Source organism: Staphylococcus sp. OJ82 (genome assembly GCF_000294465.1).
GTDB classification, from domain to species: Bacteria; Bacillota; Bacilli; order Staphylococcales; family Staphylococcaceae; genus Staphylococcus; species Staphylococcus equorum.
Genome location: NZ_ALPU01000003.1, coordinates 455,833 through 471,303 on the forward strand (window position 1 = coordinate 455,833; position 15,471 = coordinate 471,303).

The 15,471-nt window shown below is 33.0% G+C and carries 15 protein-coding genes and 1 riboswitch; of the genes, 8 read left to right on the forward strand and 7 right to left on the reverse strand.

What is annotated here, in order from left to right; genetic code table 11:
* Window positions 1-59: 59 nt before the first annotated feature.
* Window positions 60-161, forward strand: a riboswitch (SAM riboswitch).
* A 122-nt stretch (window positions 162-283) separates the two neighbouring features.
* Entirely contained in the window at window positions 284-1,576 is a 1,293-nt protein-coding gene (locus SOJ_RS04365; protein ID WP_002506881.1) for a Na+/H+ antiporter NhaC family protein, read from the forward strand.
* A gap of 280 nt (window positions 1,577-1,856) precedes the next feature.
* The gene (locus SOJ_RS04370; protein WP_002506882.1) at window positions 1,857-2,363 is read left to right on the forward strand and encodes an SRPBCC family protein; all 507 of its coding nucleotides are present in this window, start codon (window positions 1,857-1,859) and stop codon (window positions 2,361-2,363) included.
* A 311-nt stretch (window positions 2,364-2,674) separates the two neighbouring features.
* On the opposite strand, the gene SOJ_RS04375 is transcribed toward SOJ_RS04370, so the two are convergent.
* Window positions 2,675-3,439 carry a MurR/RpiR family transcriptional regulator gene (locus tag SOJ_RS04375; protein ID WP_002506883.1) on the reverse strand — a complete coding sequence of 255 codons (765 nt, stop codon included), beginning with the start codon at window positions 3,437-3,439 and terminating at the stop codon, window positions 2,675-2,677.
* Between the two features lie 220 nt (window positions 3,440-3,659).
* Between SOJ_RS04375 and SOJ_RS04380 the strand changes: the two genes are divergently transcribed.
* Entirely contained in the window at window positions 3,660-5,258 is a 1,599-nt protein-coding gene (locus tag SOJ_RS04380) for an alpha-glucoside-specific PTS transporter subunit IIBC (protein WP_002506884.1), read from the forward strand.
* 72 nt (window positions 5,259-5,330) lie between these two features.
* Here the strand turns inward: SOJ_RS04380 and SOJ_RS04385 are convergent, their stop codons facing one another.
* The gene (locus SOJ_RS04385) at window positions 5,331-5,861 is read right to left on the reverse strand and encodes a hypothetical protein (RefSeq protein ID WP_002506885.1); all 531 of its coding nucleotides are present in this window, start codon (window positions 5,859-5,861) and stop codon (window positions 5,331-5,333) included.
* Between the two features lie 266 nt (window positions 5,862-6,127).
* Here SOJ_RS04385 and SOJ_RS04390 point away from each other — a divergent pair, with 266 nt between their 5' ends.
* From SOJ_RS04390 to SOJ_RS04400, 3 genes are all read left to right on the forward strand, one after another.
* On the forward strand, window positions 6,128-7,042 hold the full coding sequence (locus SOJ_RS04390) for a bile acid:sodium symporter family protein (protein WP_002506886.1): 915 nt from the start codon (window positions 6,128-6,130) through the stop codon (window positions 7,040-7,042).
* Window positions 7,043-7,202: 160 nt separating this feature from the next.
* On the forward strand, window positions 7,203-7,847 hold the full coding sequence (locus SOJ_RS04395; protein WP_002506887.1) for an HAD family hydrolase: 645 nt from the start codon (window positions 7,203-7,205) through the stop codon (window positions 7,845-7,847).
* A gap of 4 nt (window positions 7,848-7,851) precedes the next feature.
* Window positions 7,852-8,043: a hypothetical protein gene (locus SOJ_RS04400; RefSeq protein WP_002506888.1), complete on the forward strand. Its 192-nt coding sequence runs from the start codon at window positions 7,852-7,854 to the stop codon at window positions 8,041-8,043.
* A gap of 130 nt (window positions 8,044-8,173) precedes the next feature.
* Here the strand turns inward: SOJ_RS04400 and SOJ_RS04405 are convergent, their stop codons facing one another.
* The 3 genes from SOJ_RS04405 to SOJ_RS04415 all read right to left on the reverse strand — a co-directional run bounded on the left by SOJ_RS04405 (window position 8,174) and on the right by SOJ_RS04415 (window position 9,615).
* A complete protein-coding gene (locus SOJ_RS04405; RefSeq protein ID WP_002506889.1) occupies window positions 8,174-8,356 on the reverse strand; it encodes a hypothetical protein in 183 nt (60 codons plus the stop codon).
* Window positions 8,353-8,712: a hypothetical protein gene (locus tag SOJ_RS04410; RefSeq protein ID WP_002506890.1), complete on the reverse strand. Its 360-nt coding sequence runs from the start codon at window positions 8,710-8,712 to the stop codon at window positions 8,353-8,355. The genes SOJ_RS04405 and SOJ_RS04410 overlap by 4 nt, the downstream gene beginning before the upstream one ends.
* A 72-nt stretch (window positions 8,713-8,784) precedes the next feature.
* On the reverse strand, window positions 8,785-9,615 hold the full coding sequence (locus SOJ_RS04415) for a formate/nitrite transporter family protein (RefSeq protein WP_002506891.1): 831 nt from the start codon (window positions 9,613-9,615) through the stop codon (window positions 8,785-8,787).
* Between the two features lie 293 nt (window positions 9,616-9,908).
* On the opposite strand from SOJ_RS04415, the gene SOJ_RS04420 reads away from it, so the two are divergent.
* Both SOJ_RS04420 and SOJ_RS04425 read left to right on the forward strand, forming a co-directional pair.
* Window positions 9,909-11,297, forward strand: a complete 1,389-nt coding sequence (locus SOJ_RS04420) for an amino acid permease (RefSeq protein ID WP_002506892.1) — start codon at window positions 9,909-9,911, stop codon at window positions 11,295-11,297.
* 226 nt (window positions 11,298-11,523) lie between these two features.
* Entirely contained in the window at window positions 11,524-12,954 is a 1,431-nt protein-coding gene (locus SOJ_RS04425; protein ID WP_002506893.1) for an alkaline phosphatase, read from the forward strand.
* Window positions 12,955-13,109: 155 nt separating this feature from the next.
* Here SOJ_RS04425 and SOJ_RS04430 read toward each other — a convergent pair whose 3' ends face one another.
* Together SOJ_RS04430 and SOJ_RS04435 are read right to left on the reverse strand one after the other, a co-directional pair.
* Window positions 13,110-13,985, reverse strand: a complete 876-nt coding sequence (locus tag SOJ_RS04430) for a MurR/RpiR family transcriptional regulator (protein ID WP_002506894.1) — start codon at window positions 13,983-13,985, stop codon at window positions 13,110-13,112.
* A 2-nt stretch (window positions 13,986-13,987) separates the two neighbouring features.
* Window positions 13,988-15,427 carry a PTS transporter subunit EIIC gene (locus SOJ_RS04435; protein WP_002506895.1) on the reverse strand — a complete coding sequence of 480 codons (1,440 nt, stop codon included), beginning with the start codon at window positions 15,425-15,427 and terminating at the stop codon, window positions 13,988-13,990.
* Window positions 15,428-15,471: the final 44 nt, after the last annotated feature.

The following is a 15,471-nucleotide window of genomic DNA, read 5'->3' on the forward strand; positions in this document are numbered from 1 at the left end:
AAGCTAAATCAGTATTTCACGAATTACAGTTAAAATATACTGTAATAAAACAATTTAATAACTTATCTAGAGAAGTGGAGGGACTGGCCCGTCGATGCTTCGGCAACATGATGATGCGTGTGCCAATTCCAGTAGCATAGATGTATGCTAGAAGATAAGAACGAAGACACAACGTTTACTCTTTTCTTCAATAGAAAAGAGTTTTTTTATTTTCAAAAAGAAACACAAAGAAATAGCGGGGAATAAATTTCACGCTTTTACCCTTATAGAAAGTTGGTTTTGTATGGAGAAGACAAAGAAAGGTAATGCTTGGGCATTGATTCCATTGCTCGTATTTGTAGGTTTATTTTTAGGTGTAGGTATTGGTACAGGAGATTTTTCAACAATGCCTTTAAATGTAGCTATTTTAGTAGCATCTATTGTAGCTTTGATTTTAAATAGAAAAGAAACGTTTCATAAAAAAGTGGAAGTCTTCACAAAAGGCGCGGGTCATTCAAATATTATTTTAATGATGCTCATCTTTATACTGGCTGGTGCCTTCTCTCAAACTACTGAAGACATGGGCGGCGTACAATCTACAGTTAATTTAGGACTGTCACTTATTCCAGAGAATTTAATTATCGTAGGCTTATTTATTATTTGTATGTTTGTTTCGCTTTCAATGGGTACATCTGTAGGTACAGTAGCAGCAATAGCACCTGTTGGATTTGGATTGAGTCAAGCAACAGACGTCTCAGCAGCTATTACAATGGCTACAGTTGTAGGTGGTGCAATGTTTGGCGATAATCTATCAATGATTTCAGATACAACAATCGCTGCCGTACGTACTCAAAAGACAAAAATGAGTGATAAATTTAAAGTGAATATTAAAATTGTGTTGCCAGGTGCTATATTTACGATTATAGCTTTGTGGTTTTTAACAAATGGAGCACAAATTGATGCAAGTAAAAGTTATGATTATAATATTATCAAAGTCTTACCTTATTTAATGGTACTAATATTAGCATTAATTGGTATTAATGTAATTATTGTACTTATCGGTGGTATCGCATTATCAGCAATAATCGGCCTTATAGATGGATCATTTGGTTGGACAGGCTTATTAGAGTCCATTTCAAAAGGTATTATTGGTATGGAAGATATTGCGATGATTGCCTTACTTATCGGAGGCCTCGTAGCGCTTATTCAACATAACGGCGGTATCACATGGTTACTTCACTTTGTTCGTAATAGAGTGAAATCGAAACGTGGCGCAGAATTAGGTATAGCTGGGTTAGTCAGTGCAGCGGATATTTCAACAGCGAATAATACGATATCGATACTGATGTCTGGCCCATTAGCAAAAGAAATTTCAGAAGAATATGATATAGATCCAAGAAAATCGGCAAGTATTTTGGATATGTTTGCGAGTTGTTTCCAAGGGCTCTTACCTTATAGCCCGCAGTTAATTGCAGCAGCAGGCGTGGCGTCTATATCCCCATTTGAGTTATTACCCTACTCTATTTATCCAATGATTTTGGGCGTTTGTGGTTTGGTTGCAATCTTCTTTAACTTACCAAGATTAAATAAGAAATAAGGGGTTAAAAGGGAAGGCGAATCAGTGCAGTGTTTGTATCTGATGAACCTCCCTTTTTATTATGCTTTGATATACAGTAAGTTTATAAAAAGTACTTAAATACATGTTTTTGCGAAAGTGACGTTTAAAATTTTGACGTTTACTGACTATTGACGATAAAATATAGAAGCTGAACGTTTTAAAATAAAGACTAGAACATTTTATGATTCATAGGATTATTGTTTAGAAGTCTTGTAGAATAGGTTAGAATAGAATTAAGAGTGAAAGTAGGTGAACAATCGTGGGTAAATATAATGTTGAAAATGAATACGTTGAGATACGACTTGAACGACTATTTAAAGTTGAACCAGAATTATTATATCAAGCATGGACAGATCAACGTTTTCTTAAACAATGGTTTATGACAACAGATAGAACAAATAAATCAATTCATATTAACGCTGAACAAAATGGAAGTTATGAAATTGTTGACGTTCGTAAAGGGAAAGAAAATGTAGTAAAAGGTTCTTTTATTACGTTAACGCCATATGAATATATCGTCATGACAATTGGTATGCCAGAGTTAAGTGATTCTGAAGATACCATTGAAATTGAAATATTCGAAAGAGAAGCGGGCATTGCTCAAATGATTTTTAATTATAAAGCTTTTGTGCCAAAAGAACGTAGATATACAATACTGGAATATAAGCAGAAGAAAAAAGAATATCATGATTCTACTGCGCATGGTTTCGAAATATTATTTGATAAATTACAAGTGGTATTAGAAGAATTTGAATCAGACCTTTAATATTTAATAAGATATTTTAAATATAAACTGTTAGCAAAGTTTTAGCTTTGCTGACAGTTTTTTTACGCTTTCCACCAAGTATAATATCTACTTTACAATAAATGTTTCATACTTACTTGTAGGGCACAAATCCTAGCTTGTAAATTTTACCTCGTATTGTACCTACAGATGTCCCATATGAAATCAAGTTAAGGTAAATTGAAATTACCCCAATCCATAAGTATATGCTAATGGATTAGGGTAAGGGTTTTTGAACATAGAGATGTGTAGTTATATTTCAAAAGTAAGCTCAGGATAAAGGAGGTGAATTATTACGATATAATTTCACCTTTTTCTATGCGCTCATTAAATTTCCGCAATAATGTTTCGAAAAATATGTGATAACTTATAAAGCTTGAATAATCTATACCGTCAGCAAGATAAAATGTGTTGCTAGAAACATAAATATTATAATTAGCTTTTTGAGCAAGTGTATTATCATTTAAAGTAGTAATGGAGAAAAAATATTTTTGACGTAACTGTAATAAGTTGGTGATATCTGATAATTGATGAGATTCACCAGAAAGAGAAATAATGAAGAAAATATCTGTAGGTGTAGTTCTATTAAGTACCATTTTAAATTCGTGTACATCATGTAATACAATAATATTTTTATGAATTGTTAACAAAATACGTTGCGCTTCTTGGGCTACATTCATTTGCGCGACACCTGTTCCATACAAATAGACGGTCTCTGCTTCGTTGATTTTATCAGTGACAAGATTATAATCGATACGTTCTAAATATGTAAAAGTATTTTCGACGTCTTGTTTGAATCCCTCGATAGAGTCGGAAGGGAGATTATGAGATTTTTCAGTTTCAAACTTTAAGTAAGATTTAAAGTCACTATAACCATCAAAACCTAATTTACGCGTAAAACGATGAATAGTTGCATTTGAAGCATGTGTAAATTCTGCTAAGTCTTGAATTTTCATGGTTTTACATTCTGTCGTATGTGTATTGATAAAATGAGCAATATGTAAGTCATTCTCATTTAATTTATTAAAGTTATTATTAACGCGTTCATCTAAAAACAATATGATAACCTCGCACTTCATGAAAATATTTTCAAGTTTTGGAAATATAATCTGATTATACAAAACTATTCGTAATGTAGTCAAACCATTGCTTATATGTAAGCGTTTCCTTTAGTATTGAGATAAGATTTGAAACAAACGTATCTAAAAATGATAAATTTACATATAAGTATTTGAATGTAAGTTATCTAAATTTAATAGTATTTGGGGGTATATTTCTATGAACGCAATTAAACGATTTGGGAGTGCGATGATAGTTCCAGTATTGATGTTTGCTTTCTTCGGTATTGTTTTAGGGTTTGCTACATTATTTAAAAATCCTGCAATAATGGGAAGTATTGCAGAAGATGGGACGACTTGGTTTAGAATATGGTCCGTAGTAGAATCTGGTGGTTGGGTAATATTCGATCACATGGAAATTGTATTTGCTGTCGGGTTGCCACTTTCTTTAGCTAAAAAAGCACCTGGTCATGCTGCACTAGCAGCGTTAATGGGTTATCTAATGTTTAATACATTTATTAACGCTATTCTCACGCAATGGCCACATACATTTGGAGCTAATTTGGAAAAAGGTGTCGAGAATGTTACTGGACTCAAAGCAATTGCTGGGATCGAAACGTTAGATACCAATATTTTAGGTGGTATCATAATTTCTAGCATTGTGACATGGATACATAATAGGTTCTATAGTAAGAAACTGCCTGAAATGTTAGGTGTGTTCCAAGGGTTAACATTTGTAGTAACGATTTCGTTTTTTGTTATGTTACCTATTGCATTAATAACATGTATTGTTTGGCCTACGATTCAAGGTGGCATTTCTTCATTACAAGGATTTATCATAGGATCAGGTTACATTGGAGTATGGCTATATCACTTCTTAGAAAGAGTGCTTATTCCAACTGGTTTACATCACTTTATTTATGCACCAATTGAAGTAGGCCCGGTAGTGGTAAACCACGGATTAAAAGCAGAATGGTTTGCGCATGTAAATGAATTTGCGACGAGTACAAAGCCATTGAAAGAACAATTTCCTTATGGATTTATGTTACAGGGTAATGGTAAAGTATTTGGTTCGATAGGTATTGCATTAGCAATGTATTCAACAACACCTAAAGAGAATAAGAAAAAAATTGCAGCGTTACTTATCCCAGCTACATTAACTGCTGTAGTTGTAGGTATTACAGAGCCATTAGAATTTACATTCTTATTTATTGCACCTTATTTATTTGTATTGCACGCATTATTAGCTGCAACAATGGATACACTTATGTATGGATTTGGCCTCGTAGGTAACTTTGGTGGCGGTCTATTAGACTTCTTTGCTACGAATTGGATACCTTTAGCACAAAATCATTGGTTAACATATGTAATTCAAATCATTATTGGTCTTGTATTTACAGCTATTTATTATTTCTTATTCAGATTCTTAATTTTAAAATTCAATATTCCACTTCCTGGTCGCAAGAAAGACGAAGAAGACGTGAAGTTGTATAGTAAAAATGATTATAAGAGTAAAAAAGGTAGTGATGACAAAGCAAACACAACATCTACTGGTAATGAATTCGAAGATAAAGCAAATTATTATTTAGAAGGCCTTGGCGGTAAAGAAAACATCAAGGACGTAACAAATTGTACGACACGCTTAAGATTAACAGTGAATGATATAGATAAAGTAGAAGATAGTGGTTATTTCACGCATAATCAAATGGCACACGGATTAGTTAAAAGTGGTAAAAATGTCCAAGTCGTTGTTGGTATGTCAGTACCACAAGTAAGAGAAGCTTTTGAAAACATCGTTAACGAAGAAGAGCAAGATTAAATAAATAATAAAAAATAAGCACAGCCCGTATGGAACGGTTCCATACGGGCTGTGTTTCATTATATAAACGAATTACGAAATCCTAGCTTTACTCATTAATCGTGGTTGGTATATTGCACCAAGTACATCAATGTTATGAGTAGCAACCATTTGGATGAGTTTCGCGAAAACTTTAGGAGAACAAGAAACATTTATTTTATCTCTATTGAAGGTATATGTAATATGCTCCGTTTGATTGATTAAGTTCAAAATATCAATAACTTTATCTTTGACAAAAGCGTCGTAAAGCCCATCGATAGTCAGTTCAAAACGTTTAGAAGATAACAATAAATGATCAAGATCTAATAACTTTTCAGAATGATTACTTTCTATAATTTGATAAATTAAATAATTATGAAAGCTAAGAAAACTAATAATATATGGTAACTGGTATTTTGGTAAGTTGACCTTTAATGCATACAAGCTATTTTCTTTGAAAATTGAAAACTTGAATGAGTTGCAAAAATTAATTTGCTTACATAATTTAGTTAAATTTTTTCGTGTGGCGCGTTTGTTAAGTCCACCTATATTTAACACAAAAGTTTCCGTTCTATCTAAAAACATATTATACCTCCATATCTATATAAAGTGTCATATGGATATTAATCATAATATTCTTTACACTTAAAATTATACAAGTTTTTATTTCTATTAAATTGTACCACTCTTTTAAAATGTTGGCACTAGGTCTTTAGAACGAAGTTAGAAATTATTTTTGAGTTTGATATTATTGTATTTACAAAAGTTAGAATATTTTGAAAATTCAGTTGTATAGGCGTTTAAAGTGTGATACATTTTTCTTTATTAATACATAGAGGAAGTGTTGAGAGATGTTATCAAAAGTGAGTCGATTTGCAACAAACACATTCTTGATATGGATGTTAATCGCTGCAATAATTGGATTTATTTTTCCAACTCAGTTAGCTACGTTAAGTGGTTGGGTACCATATTTACTTGGTATCGTAATGTTGGGTATGGGGTTAACCATTGACCCTAAAGATTTTAAAATTGTATTTCAATCGCCTAAGTGCGTAATAATTGGTGTGGTTTTACAATATACAATTATGCCTTTAGCAGCCTATTTAATTGCTAAATTATTTCAATTACCACCAGAAATTGCAATTGGTGTGATATTAGTTGGGTGTTGTCCAGGGGGAACATCAAGTAACGTTATGAGTTATTTAGCAAATGCAAATGTTGCGTTGTCTGTAGCTATTACAAGTGTCTCTACGTTACTTGCACCGTTCTTAACGCCAGCATTAATTTATTTATTCGCACATGAATGGTTACAAGTCTCATTTATCAGTATGTTTTGGTCAGTTGTGCAAGTGATACTTATCCCTATTGCGATTGGTTTTATATTACAAAAAGTATTTAAAAAATTCGCTGATAAGTCTGCAACTGCATTGCCAATCGTTTCTGTAATTGCTATTTCCCTCATACTCGCTTCAGTAGTAGGTGGGAGTAAATCACAAATACTAGAAACAGGATTGCTCATTTTTGCAGTAGTCATATTACATAACATTGTTGGTTATGTAGTTGGATATACATTAGCAAATATATTTAAACTGGAACGCGCTGATAAAAAAGCTGTTTCGATTGAAGTTGGAATGCAGAATTCAGGGTTAGCAGTAACATTGGCTACCGTACATTTTAGTCCTTTATCGGCAGTACCAGGAGCAGTATTTAGTTTGGTACACAATATTACCGGACCGATTTTAGCAAAATATTGGAATAAACGATAATACACTAGAAGTATATATAATAAGCTCACTTCAAATTTGGAGTGAGCTTTTAATTGGGATATTACCATTTTAAAACCGAAAATACATATTTCAAAATTAAAATATGATAAGCTAGCATTAATATAATTTAACAAAACAAGTGGACAGAGGAGGATATATGATGTATAGAGCAGTCGTATTCGATTTTGATGGCACGATTATTGATACAGAAAGACATCTATTTGAAATCATTAATAAACACTTAAAAAAACATAATTTAACTGAAATAACATTGGATTTTTATCGTCAATCTATTGGGGGAGCCGCAACGGATTTACATCATTATTTAGAAGGTCAATTAGGCAAAGAAAATAAGCATGAAATTTATGTTGAACACAATAACACGAGCGTTGATTTGCCAATCATTGATGCAATGAAACAGTTAATGGATTATTGCAAAAAATGTCATATACCAATGGCGATTGCGACGAGTAGCTATAGAGCTGATATCAAACCAGCATTTGAAAGTCTAGGATTAAGCAATTATATCGATATCGTTGTAGGTCGAGAAGATGTTGAAGCGGTTAAACCAAGCCCTGAACCATACCTCACTGCTGTTCAAAAACTTAATTACAATCCAGGAAATTGTTTAGCGATTGAAGACTCAGTTAATGGTGCAACTGCTGCAGTTGTAGCTGGTTTAGATGTTATCGTCAATACAAATACAATGACAGAAAAACAAGATTTTAGCGAAGTGGCATTTACTGGAAAAGATTTAACCGGTGAAGAAATCATTACGACATACTTTGAGAAAAATAGAGATTAATTAAATGAGTGGATATTTAATTTTATTTTTCTTGGGTGGACCGATTGTATTGGCGATAAGTAATTTACTATTAGGCCCAATTTTCAATAAAAAAATACCATTTAAAATACACTTTAGATCATTTATGGTAGGCACAGTGGTTTATTTGTTAGGGGCTAGTTTAATATATTATTTTGTACTTCAAGATAAATTGTAAATTTGTACCTGATATTAAATTTAAAAAAGGGGCTTCCATATGGAGGCCCCTTTTAGCACGCAAATAAAGCACTGTTGCGAAGTCAACTGTATTATATATGTGAGCTTATATTTAATATAAGTATTGTTAATTATAAAAGTTGGAAAATCAATGTTGCTACAACGAGGACGAGTAGTATTGAATCTATACCTACCATGATTGCAAAACGCGTATTTTTTTCACCAGTTTCTTTAGAAGCTTTTACTGCTTTTAAATTAGGAATCAAACTTACAATCAGTAAAATGATTACAATAACGCCTATAATCATACTCATGATCTGTCACCACCATTTTTATTTTTTTCTATATATTCCCAAACATAACCAGCGATGATACCAAGAATTAAACCGACAATAATACCAACTTTTATAGTAGATATTAAAGCACATATGATAATAGCTATTAACAATGCGATTGGAATCGTGATACCAAATTTATATTTTCGCTCTGGTGAATCAACAATAGAAAATAAGACATAATATAATATAGCAAATACTACAATTACAAGTAGACTTTTTAAAATTAATTGTCCAATTGAACTATCTGAACCAGAAACATAATTTAATAAGAAAAATAACACCCCAAAGATAAGAGAAACTGTAATTGTTTTTTTTAGTAAAATTTTATTCATGTTGAACTCCTTTGTAATAAAATCTAATGAAAATTATACCATAGAAAGTTTGAAATATAGAATGTCGCAAAATTAATGTAACCTTTCACCATCATATTGATGATGATCATTTAAATAGGCGTAAAACAATCCGATAATCAACCCCCCGCCAATATAGTTTCCAAAAGCAGCACCAAGTAAATTAATTAACGTAGGGATCACTGACATTAAATCACTTTGATAAACGAGTCCACCAGCAAATAATATAGAATTATAAACGACATGTTCATAACCCATAAAGGCGAATATGGATACGCCAAACATCATGACAAACATTTTAGCTAGAATGTCATCAATTTGCATGGCGATAACTAATGAAATATTGATAAAAAAATTAGCGAATATACCTTTGATTAAAATTGCTAAAAATCCTGCAGCATATAGCTTATGTTCAATTGCAACTTCAAGTTGAATGAACATCTCTGGAGACATAATATCTGAAAGTCGCGTGAGTGTGAAAAATATTAAGCCTCCAGCCATATTCCCAATGAAGCATAAGATGAAAATTTTTAAGACACGCATAGGACTAATAACACGATAATACAATCCAACAGTGAAATACATAAAATTACTTGTTAATAATTCTGAATTGGTGAATAGTATTAGTACTAGTGCGAAACTAAAGGCGATGGATGAAACTAAATTTGTCACACCAGGGGCCATATCGCCTCCGAGGCTAGCTTTAATTAACAACACGAATACAGTAATGATACCTAAGATAAACCCAGCCATCGTGGCACGTAATAGATAACGCTTTAAGTAAAAACTTTGAAGTACGTCCTTGGTTCTAATCGTTTCAACTACATGCTTAATCCACGCCTTACCATAGAAGACTTTATCCCATTTAATATTTTTCTCATTCAATTACTTATCCTCACTTTCGATAGGTTAGGACAAGTATACTATGCTAATTAATATTTGTGAATAAATTCACAATATCTACATAATAAATTTCATGATGATAGTTGAAAAATAAAAAATTGGAATTTGTAAAATTACTTTGCAATTTTTGACGAAATAAAATACAATTAATAACGGAAATGTAAGCCCTTACATAAATCGAAAATAATTATTCCAATTTTTAGAATTTATAGTATAATGGCGACATAATAAGTGTTTCATCTGTACTTACAATCGAAAGAGATGGGGTTTGAATTATGAACGAGAACAAAGAATTACATAGGGGGCTAGGTGCACGTCAAATGCGTATGATTGCACTTGGCGGGACAATTGGAGTAGGACTATTTATGGGCGCAACAAGCACTATAAAGTGGACAGGTCCTTCTGTTATATTTGCATATTTAATAGCAGGTATCTTTTTATTTCTAGTAATGAGAGCTATGGGGGAGATGGTTTATTTATATCCTACCACAGGTTCTTATGCTAACTTTGCAAGTGATTACATACATCCAGTGGCAGGCTATTTAACTGCTTGGAGTAATATATTCCAGTGGATTGTCGTCGGTATGAGTGAAGTGATAGCCGTCGGAGAATATATGAATTATTGGTTTCCGGATTTACCACAGTGGATTCCAGGTGTACTGGTAGTAATATTATTAGCCAGTGCTAATCTAGTGTCAGTTAAAGCTTTTGGTGAATTTGAATTCTGGTTTGCAATGATTAAAGTAGTAACAATTATCTTAATGATTATTGCAGGATTTGGATTAATCTTCTTCGGATTAGGTAATGGAGGAGAAGCACTTGGTTTATCTAATTTATGGGCACATGGTGGATTCATGCCTAACGGTTGGATTGGATTCTTCTTTGCACTGTCTATTGTTATAGGCTCTTACCAAGGTGTAGAATTAATCGGTATTACAGCCGGAGAGACAAAAGACCCTCAGAAAAATATTAAAAGTGCCGTTAATGGCGTCATTTGGCGTATATTGATTTTCTATATTGGTGCGATCTTTGTAATTGTAACAGTTTACCCTTGGGATCAATTAGGTAACATTGGTAGTCCATTTGTTGGAACATTTGCAAAAGTTGGTATTACGTTTGCAGCTGGCTTTATTAACTTTGTAGTATTAACTGCTGCTATGTCTGGATGTAACTCTGGAATATTCAGTGCGAGTCGTATGACATTTACATTATCTCAAAGAGGACAAATGCCTAAATTCTTTTCAAAAGTTATGAAAAATGGTGTTCCTGTGTGGACAGTAATAGCAATTTCTATTGGTATTTTAATTGGAGCATTACTAAATGTTATCTTACCTTTATTTATTGAAGGTGCTGAGAGCGTCTTTGTTTATGTATATAGTGCATCTATTTTACCAGGTATGGTACCGTGGTTTATGATTTTAATTAGTCATTTGAAATTTAGGAAACGTTCTCCTGAATTAGTAAAAGATCATCCCTTTAAAATGCCAGGCGGAGCATTTACAAACTACATTACAATGGCATTCTTTATTACAGTATTAATTGGAATGTTATTCAATAAAGAGACAGTTGTTTCTGTAGTAATTGGTATTGTATTCTTATCGTTTATGGCGATTTTCTATTTCTTAAAAGGCTATCATAAGTTAGATAAAGATAAACAAATTTAATATAGGTTGAATTAAATATAGGTTGGCTACTTTATGACTGAAATTACAAAGTTATAAAATAGCTAACCTTTTTATTATAAAAGGGTCTATCAAAATCATAGGTATAAAAGCATTTACACAACTAGTGTTTTACAGAAAATTTACATTATTAAAATATTGAGACAAAATTAGAGTATTACACTTAACATGTAAGCACAATAATACATATCAAAGGAGTTATTAATTTATGAAACTATTAAATAAGTTAGCAACTGTAACTGTAGCTAGTGCAATTGTTGTTGGATCTGCATTAGGAAATGTACAATCAACATATGCTTCTGGTGATGGAAAAGCATCAAATGACACACCTGATGTATCGTATATGGGAAATACTGAAAATCCTAAAAATGTAATATTTTTAGTAGGCGATGGCATGGGACCATCTTATAATTCAGCGTATCGTTATTTTGCAGATAATCCTGAAACAAAAGAAATGGAAAAAACTGCGTTCGATCAACATCTTGTCGGCAATCAACGTACAAATCCAGCTGACCCGAAAGAGAATGTAACTGACTCAGCAGCATCAGCTACTGCGTTTAGTTCTGGTCATAAAACATATAATGGGGCAATTGGTGTAGATGAAAATAAAGAAAATGTTAAAACAGTATTAGAACAAGCAAAAGAAAATGGTAAATCTACAGGCTTAGTTTCCACTGCTGAGATTACAGATGCAACACCTGCAGCCTATGCATCACACGTAGACTCACGCGATAAAAAAGATGAAATTGCACAACAATTTTACATTGATAAAATTAACGGCGAACATACAGTAGATGTCTTACTTGGCGGTGGTGCAAAATATTTCGGTGAAGAAAATGGCAACTTAGCAGATAAATTTAAAAAAGATGGCTATGACGTTGTAGATAATAAAACAGATTTACAAAAATCAACAAGTAAACAAGTATTAGGTTTGTTCGCTGATGGAAATATGCCATTACAAATAGACGCCCCTGATAAAAATCCTAAATTATTAGATATGACAGAAACTGCAGTTAATAAATTACAGCAAAATGATAAAGGGTTCTTCTTAATGGTGGAAGGTGCTTCGATTGATAAAGCAGGTCACCCAAATGATGTTACTGGTGTAATGTCAGAAATGGAAGGTTTTGAAAAATCATTTGATTATGCTATGAACTATGCTAAAGAACATAAAGATACACTTGTAGTGGCAACTGCAGATCACTCAACAGGTGGTTTATCAATTGCCAAAGGTGAAGATTACCTTTGGAACCCTCAAGTAATCCACGATATGAAACATTCAGGAACATATATGACTGAACAAATTGCCAAAGGCGAAGATGCTGAAAAAGTAATTAATGAAGGTTATGGATTTGATGTAGAGGCATCTCAAATTGATAAAATTAAAGATGAAGCTGAGAAGTTGAAAAAATTAAATGAAGATGATGATGCATATGAAGGGCAATTACAAGAATTACAAAACGCAATTCAAAAACCAATCAATGATAAATCGAATACAGGTTGGACTACAACAGGACACACAGGTGAAGACGTGAACACATATGCTTATGGCCCTGGTAGTGATAAATTCCAAGGAAATATAGATAATACAGATAATGCTAAAAACATTTTTGAATTCTTAAAAAGTGAAGCTAAATAAATAAAATATCAATACTTAGGATAACTTAAAATAAGGCACTAAAAACTACTATACGATTTACTAGTCTCTTATTTTAATTCACAAAAAAGCACCTATCAAGACAGCGTATTTTGCTGACGATAGGTGCTTTTTTATAGTTCAACTTAACATATAGATTAATGTTTGAATTGAATTTTAGATAAATGCTTACGATAATTATCTAAAGCCATTTTAGACTGTGTAATAGAGTCTAATGCACTTTGATAATTCAATGCGATATAGCGATAGTAAAGTATATCTACTGTAAAAAGTTGAGCAAATAATGATGTTGTTGCAGCCATACGTAGTTCGTTTTCATCCGTTTGACCATATATTAAAGTATGGTCTGAAACTTTTGCAACAGGATTATCATTAGAACTAGAAATTGTAATAATTGGAATGTTATAGTTTGTTGCGACTTTAGCCATGGATTGCATTTCACTATGATTACCTTGATTTGTTACAAAGATAATACAGTCATTTTCATCGTGTGTTGCTAATGTTGACATAAATAAATGTGTTTCTTGTAACAAACGGACATTGAGTCCAATGCGTGATAATTTTTGAAATAAATCAGTAACGATTACGAGTGAAGCACCATAACCAAATAGGAATATTGTATTTGAACGCTTCATTGTTTCACAAATACTGTCAATACTATATTCATCTATGTACGTTGATACATAGTTCATCGTGTCTGTTGCACGAGATAGCATTTTTGTTTTTAGCGTATCGACTGACTCATTATCCGCCAATTCAAGGTGATTATTATGGATTGCATCATCAGGTAAATAACGAGAAATGGCAATTTTTAATTCTTGGAAACCTTTATCTGTAATTTTTTTACTAAATCTAACGATGGATGCTGTGCTAGTATGGATCTCGTTAGATAAATCTTGTACTGACATATTGATGATTTTATGTGGTGAATTCAAAATAAAATCTGCAATCTTTTTCTCACTTTTAGTTAACTGAGCATAATTGCTGTCAATTTTGTAAAGTACGTTGGTCATAATTAATCACCTAAGCTATCAGATTCTCTCATAGTCTTCGTCGTACCTAAGAAATAGGTGAAGACGAAACCACCTGCGTACGCAGCGAGTAGTCCTGCAATATATCCTAAATACATATGATCTGAAATCAAAGGTAACAATGAGATTCCACTAGGTCCAATTGCAGTTGCCCCAATGTGACCAATACCTCCAACAACAGCGCCACCAATACCTCCACCAATACATGCAGTGAAGAATGGTTTGCCTAACGGTAAAGTGACACCATAAATTAAAGGTTCTCCGATGCCTAAAAATCCTACAGGTAGTGCACCTTTGAGTGTATTTCTTAATGTTGTATTTTTCCTACATCTTACCCATAAAGCTAAAGCAGCACCAACTTGACCAGCGCCTGCCATTGCAGCAATAGGAAGTAAATAAGTTGCACCCGTTTGATTAATCATTTCAATATGAATAGGCGTAAATATATGATGTAATCCTAACATAACTAGCGGTAGGAAAAAAGCACCGATGATAAAGCCACTAAAAACGCCACCGATACTGATTGTAGCATTGATGACAGATACTAAACCGTCAGAAACAAAGCCAGCTAATGGCATAAAGATAAATATAGTTAATAAACCGATGATAAATAACGTAATAGTTGGTGTGACAATAATATCTACTACATTAGGGACAATTTTATGTAATCGTTTTTCAACGATACTAAGAAGCCATACTGCAAAAATAACGCCAATAATACCACCTTGACCAGGTTGCAGTGGTTCGCCTGTAAATATATTAGTAATCGCATTTTCATCAGTTAATCCTGTGAGTAATGTGGTACCACCAATAACACCACCTAACCCCGGCGTTGCGCCGAATTCTTTGGCTGCATTAATACCTGTGAAGATAGCTAGATAAGCTAACATACCATCTTTAATTACATTGAACACTGTGACAAGTTGTGTAACCCAGTCACCTGAAATTTGGCCAGCAGCTAAAAGGTTACTTAATACTGCAGCAATACCACCAATTAATCCGGCACCAATAAAGGCTGGGATTAACGGAATAAAGATATTGGCAATTGTTTTTAATAATTTATTAAAGGCGCCACGCTTTTGTTTGCTTTGAATTGCTGTTTTATTTTCTTGTGCTTTTGCTTCAGCATCAGCTTTATAATTCGTTGAGTTATGAGGGATTGTTTCCCCTAGGCGTACACCGCTTAATTGAGATATATGATCCGCTACTTTATTAACAGTACCTGGACCAACTACCACTTGCACGCGTTCGTCTTTTACGACGCCCATAACACCTTGAGTTGCTTTTAATTTATCATAATCTACTTTGTTTTCATCGATCACTTTAATTCTGACACGGGTCATACAATTAATAACATTATCCATATTATCAAGGCCACCAACAGCGTCTATAATATGTTCAGCGAGTTTTTGTTCTTTAGTCATCCTATATACCTCCTTATTGCATCATAGTTATATGGTTCATGTGG

What these genes read in the sequence shown, in the direction of transcription:
- SOJ_RS04365 (WP_002506881.1), top strand. Translation starts at nt 284, where the DNA reads ATGGAGAAGACAAAGAAAGGTAATGCTTGGGCATTGATTCCATTGCTC.
- SOJ_RS04380 (WP_002506884.1), top strand. Translation starts at nt 3,660, where the DNA reads ATGAACGCAATTAAACGATTTGGGAGTGCGATGATAGTTCCAGTATTG.
- SOJ_RS04385 (WP_002506885.1), bottom strand. Translation starts at nt 5,861, where the DNA reads ATGTTTTTAGATAGAACGGAAACTTTTGTGTTAAATATAGGTGGACTT.
- SOJ_RS04390 (WP_002506886.1), top strand. Translation starts at nt 6,128, where the DNA reads ATGTTATCAAAAGTGAGTCGATTTGCAACAAACACATTCTTGATATGG.
- SOJ_RS04395 (WP_002506887.1), top strand. Translation starts at nt 7,203, where the DNA reads ATGTATAGAGCAGTCGTATTCGATTTTGATGGCACGATTATTGATACA.
- SOJ_RS04400 (WP_002506888.1), top strand. Translation starts at nt 7,852, where the DNA reads ATGAGTGGATATTTAATTTTATTTTTCTTGGGTGGACCGATTGTATTG.
- SOJ_RS04405 (WP_002506889.1), bottom strand. Translation starts at nt 8,356, where the DNA reads ATGAGTATGATTATAGGCGTTATTGTAATCATTTTACTGATTGTAAGT.
- SOJ_RS04410 (WP_002506890.1), bottom strand. Translation starts at nt 8,712, where the DNA reads ATGAATAAAATTTTACTAAAAAAAACAATTACAGTTTCTCTTATCTTT.
- SOJ_RS04420 (WP_002506892.1), top strand. Translation starts at nt 9,909, where the DNA reads ATGAACGAGAACAAAGAATTACATAGGGGGCTAGGTGCACGTCAAATG.
- SOJ_RS04425 (WP_002506893.1), top strand. Translation starts at nt 11,524, where the DNA reads ATGAAACTATTAAATAAGTTAGCAACTGTAACTGTAGCTAGTGCAATT.
- SOJ_RS04430 (WP_002506894.1), bottom strand. Translation starts at nt 13,985, where the DNA reads ATGACCAACGTACTTTACAAAATTGACAGCAATTATGCTCAGTTAACT.
- SOJ_RS04435 (WP_002506895.1), bottom strand. Translation starts at nt 15,427, where the DNA reads ATGACTAAAGAACAAAAACTCGCTGAACATATTATAGACGCTGTTGGT.